Consider the following 5,510-nt stretch of genomic DNA (forward strand, 5'->3'; position numbering starts at 1 on the left):
TTTACCAACAAAAGAAACTTCATTCCCTTTAGAATAAACTTTTTTATTTTGTGAACTAGAATTTAAAGTATTATTTACTTTATTAGTTAATCCATTTCCTTTAGTTAAAATATTATTCTCTGAAGTATTTAATGTAAATTCATTTTTAGATAAACTACTATTTTTATCTCCTAAAAGTTTAATTTCTAATTCTACTTCTTTTTTCTTTAATAAATCTTCAGATAAATTATTTTTTGTATTTTTATTTTCATTACTTTTACTATTAGAAGATGTATTAGGTGCATTTTGTGCAAGACCAATAATACCAACAGCTCCTACATTTGCTGCATTAATAATTTTATCATAATTTTTACCTAATAATTTTTCCCCGTGATCTTGATAAGCTTTATTTTCTCCAACATAATTATAGTATGTTTTTTGAGCTGCATTCGAAGTTTTATTAACACCATCTAAAAATAATATAGATGATGAAAGATAGCCTAAACCTGTAATTCCTCCAGCAATAAATAATGACGGAGTTGATGCTATACCTAAACCTATCAACCCAATAGCTACACCCGTAGATGCAATAGGTGTTAAGCTAAAAGTTGTTGCCGAAAGAGTAAATGAAATCCCAGCATTTGCAAGATCTTCACCAGCCCCTTTATTAGCTGGATTTTGTTTAGATTGTTTATCTTTTTTCTCTATTTCTTTAGTAAATTTCTGACCTTTTTTAGACAAGTCTTTCTTATTACTCACACCAAGTATATCTTTTTCTACAATGTTACCAATCCTAAATGAGTTATTTTCTCTAAACCCTTCTCTTTCCTCATCACTTAGAACATATTCTTCTACATCAAGTGTTGTTTTTCTATTTACTATATCTGGTGCTGTTGAATGTACTGATAAGTCATCTTTTTCTTTATCTGGATAACTCCATCTATTTGATTCATATGACATTATACCATTTAAATTAGATATATCTTCTATATCTATTCTATCTACGTTAATATATAGGTTATTATCCTTATCTACTGCTGCATTAAATTCTTCATCTCTTACATATCTAATATTTTTAAATTCTTCTCCCCTTAAATTAGATATATTTTTAATATATTCTTCTATCTTTAATTTCTTTAATTCCCTATTTTCTTCTTTTTCTATATCTTCTTTTAAATATTGTAATCTTGTTTCTGTTTCTATATTATTGTAATGTAATTCATTCCTTATTTCTGTTCCTATATCTAAACCATATTTAATAGTCTTATCTATAACCTTAGCATATGCACTAGGTGTATTTATTACATTCTTAACATCATTTACTAAATTATCCCTGTTTTCCTTATGTATTAAATCTCCATTTAAATCATAATCTTCATTATCTATCTTTAATGATGTATTAGTTAACTCTCCTTTTAGTGTTGTTCCTATACTAAATCCATTTCCATCTTTTTCATAATTTAGTCCTATTCCACTTGTACCTATACTTCCACCATAACTTAATGTATGTTCATTATCTTCTCTTTTATCTTCTTCTATCTTTTTACTTTGTATATCTAGATTTCCTACATTTAATATATTATCACTATATATATTTTTTTCATAGTAATTATTCTGTACTTTTGCATTTGCATCAACTTTTGTTTGTTGAGTAACTACATTATACTCTACTCCTATCTTTGCTCCTGCTGTTGTTATCGTTTGTGTTTCTTTACTTTCTCCTTTATTTAGTTTTAATACATCACTTTCTATCTTTAAACTATCTGCATTTATCTCTTGATTTGTTATACTTACACTATCTGCTATTAGCTCTATATTATTTGATTGTATTAATCCTTTTCTTGATAGTTCTTGTTCTTTCTTAATATTTGTATTATCTACACCTATACTTGCACCTATTGTTGCATCTATTAACTGTGTTGGATCTTTTGATATCTTTCTATTTATATCATGTACTGATGATAATGTATTTCTTAAATCTCTAAATCTTTGGGTTATATTCCTATCTTTAGAACTTACACTTTCATATATACTTTTACCTAGATCTATTATTGATGAACCTAATCTTGCATTTACTCCTATTTCTAAATTAAATTCATTACTCTTTTCTAATATCTTATCTTTACTATCTAATAAGTTTATTTCTTTTGATTTTAGTTTTAGACTTTCACTTGATATATCTGCATTAGTATTTAGTATATCACTTGATTCTATTTTAATATTTTTCCCTATTAGATTTGATTTTACTGATATATCTTGTTCTACTTCTTTATCTGTTTTATTAAATCTATATCCTGCATTTAGTTTTGCCTTACCATCTTTTAATACATCATTACTCTCTATATGTACATCTGATACTATCTTTGAATCATTAGTAGTTAGTCTTACTTTTTCATCAAGTATATCTACCTTATCAGCTTTTATTGATATATCTTCATTAGATAATAGATTAGATCCTTTTACTAATACTTCCTTACCTTTAATATTAATATTTCCTATTATATTAGTTGAATGATTAGTTTCTTTACTTTCATCTACTTTTTCTCTATTCCCAAATATTAAAACTCTATTTTCATCATAACTATGTCTTTCATATCTAGTCTTATCTGATAATATATTTAGTTTATCTGAATTAATATCTATATTATCTGCTTCTATATTTGAGCCTTTTATTGTTGTATCTTTACTTTCTATATTAATATTTTTAGCATTTAGGTTTGAGCTTAATATATCTTCTTTTATTATCTTTTCTTTTGATATATTAGAAAATATTAATCCACCATTATCTCTTGTATCTATATTTATTTCTTCTTTATGCTTTATACCTTCTATATTAATATTATTAGCTTTAATATCTAAATTATTTAAAGCTTTTACATCTGCTCCTTGTATATCTATGTTATTTGAACTAAGTGATATATTATTAAATAATAATCTTTGATCTCTTATACTTAACTTACTTGCATCTATTTTAATATTACTAGGTACTTGTTTTCTTTTTTCTATTTCTTCTTCTAATACTTTTAGTCTATCTTCTGTATTTTGAGGTATATATCTTCTTACATCTATTTTAAAATTTGCTGATTTGTAAAAGTTTGATAATTTTGTATATTCTGCTCTTTCTTCTATAGGAATATTTGCTATTTTATTATCTTTTTCTATTATTGTTTTTGTTGATGTTAATATATTTTCTTCTCTTACTGTTCTTTTATCTTCATCTTTAAAATTAACTATATCTGATTTTATTTGTATATCTTTTCCACTTAATATACTAGGTAAGGCTTTAATATATTCTTCTCTTCCATCATTTAATGTTCTTTGATATGAGGCACTGTGTTCTATATTACAAAAAGCAAGCCCTAATCCCCAACATGTTCTATCTCCAGAATAAGTTAAAGTTTCTTTTCCATCTTGTAATAGAACACTTTCATTAATTATACTACTTGTATTATTAAATTCTTTTGAGTTAATGTGTGTAGTATTATCTCCTAATATCTTTCCATCTTTATTATTTACTACACCTTTACTATTTATTTCTATTTCTTTTCCACTTATTACTGAATAATTTGTTTCTTGATTATTTTGTTCTATTACTGCTTTTAGTGTCTTATTTCCTTCTCTATCTTCTGTTAGAGTATACGATCCACTATAGTCTTCATTTAGACTCATTTTATCTTTATGTTTTTCCTTATACTCATCTATATACTTATTAAATAGGTATGAATATTTATCAAGACTTGAAAATATTCCATTTGTTGTTCCTGTTACTTCTACTTTAGGGGGAACTGGGTTTTTATCTTTATCATTATTATTATTTTCTTCTTGTTTTTCTTCTACCTTTAATATTTCTTTTACTCCATAGAATTGACTTAAGGCTTTTTCTTTAGCTATAGTTGTTTCATTTCCTCTAAACCATCTAAAATCTTTATACTTATCTGATATATTTAACTTCCAATTATCTATATTACTTTCATCAAATATATCTCCATTTGCACTTATCCATTTCTTTATATATGTTCCATAACTTTTTACATTTCCTAAATTATCTAAGTTATTTGACTCTATATTTAATTTATTTGTTGCATATATTATTGAACCATTTCTATTTAATATATCTTCTTTTGCTTTTAATGATATATTATCACTTACTAATAACTTGTTATTATCATTTAATATATTCCTGGCTTCTATGCTTAGGTTATTATTGGCTATTATATTTCCCTCATTATTAAAATCTTCTTCTTGTGATATTTTTGTAGTATTTGATATTATTGCATCTGTTTTTATTTGTGATTTTGATTCTATTTCTACACTATCTGCTACTATACTTTTTACACCTATTCCTGATTTTGTTGCTATTATCCTTACACTATCTCCATGTATACTTCCAAGTATTTCTGCGCTAATAGGTATACCTAGTTCTCCACTTTGTGTTTTTACTATTTCTACTTCATTTCCATCTATATTTACTATATTACTTCCTGTTACTAAGTTAATATTATTTCCTATTAAGTCTTTTTCTATTCTTGATACACCACTTAATATATTCAATGTATTTACATTATTTGTATTTAATTCTGTTAATGTTAATATTTCTTTATTATTATTTATATTAATATTTGATAAACTTCCATCTTCTTTTACTCTTACATCTCCTGTTGTTAATGTCATATTATGTATATTAAAAAAATTAGCACCATCCCTAAATTAAAATAGTAAGTGTCACAAAATTAATTTAAATTAGATTTAAAGCACTATCATAAATGTTTTGAGAAGTTGAAGAATTAAAAATTTTTATTTTAATTTTTTGTAAAATCCAAATACATAAAATCATATTTTATTTTTTCAAAATATGATATCATAAACAAAAAAGAAACTACACCTTATAAAATAAGATGTAATTTCTTAAATTTTATATCCAATTCTTGTATAAATCTTCTTATAAAATAATATTTTACTATTACTATATTTTGAAATTATAATCTATTTTTTAAATTCTGAAATTACTTTTAATAATTCTTGTATTAAAGCTTTATTCTCAATATTTTCTTTTTCTAATTTTTCCATTCTAATTTCCATATCAGTTTTATTTATTTCTTTTATTCCAAATTGATATCCAATACCTACAGATAATCCAAATTTACCTCTAGTATTTAAAGACCCATTTGCTTTATATATGAAATTACCCTTTTCATTTATTCCACTAATTCCAACCGCTATTGCCTTTTCACCACCATAAAACGCAACTCCAGAACCAACATTAAATCTATAACCTGTCAAACTATTTATTTGTGGAATAGATGCAGTAGCTAATGCATTTGCAACACCTGATAACGCTGTATTTACATTTGAAGAAACTTTATCAAGTTGTGACTTATTAACAGCATCATAAGGATTAACTCCATCTGCAACACCAGTAATAACCTTAGGTCCTGATTTAACTGTTATTTCATTATTAACAACTTCAAATAAAGACTCAGAAACAACATTATTACCTTGTGGACCTTGAGCTCCTTGATCTCCTTTTGGTC

The 5,510-nt window shown here is 24.9% G+C and carries 2 protein-coding genes; both read right to left on the reverse strand.

Annotation, left to right across the window (positions count from 1 at the left end; translation table 11 throughout):
* Positions 1 to 4,650, reverse strand: a 4,650-nt coding sequence (locus AYC59_RS07205) for a hypothetical protein (RefSeq protein WP_156445524.1), incomplete at its 3' end; no start/stop codon positions are given.
* A 312-nt stretch (positions 4,651 to 4,962) separates the two neighbouring features.
* A partial coding sequence (locus AYC59_RS07210; RefSeq protein ID WP_211260041.1) for a YadA-like family protein occupies positions 4,963 to 5,510 on the reverse strand: 548 nt, incomplete at its 5' end.

It is taken from the genome of Pseudostreptobacillus hongkongensis (assembly GCF_001559795.1).
In the GTDB taxonomy this organism is placed as follows: domain Bacteria; phylum Fusobacteriota; class Fusobacteriia; order Fusobacteriales; family Leptotrichiaceae; genus Pseudostreptobacillus; species Pseudostreptobacillus hongkongensis.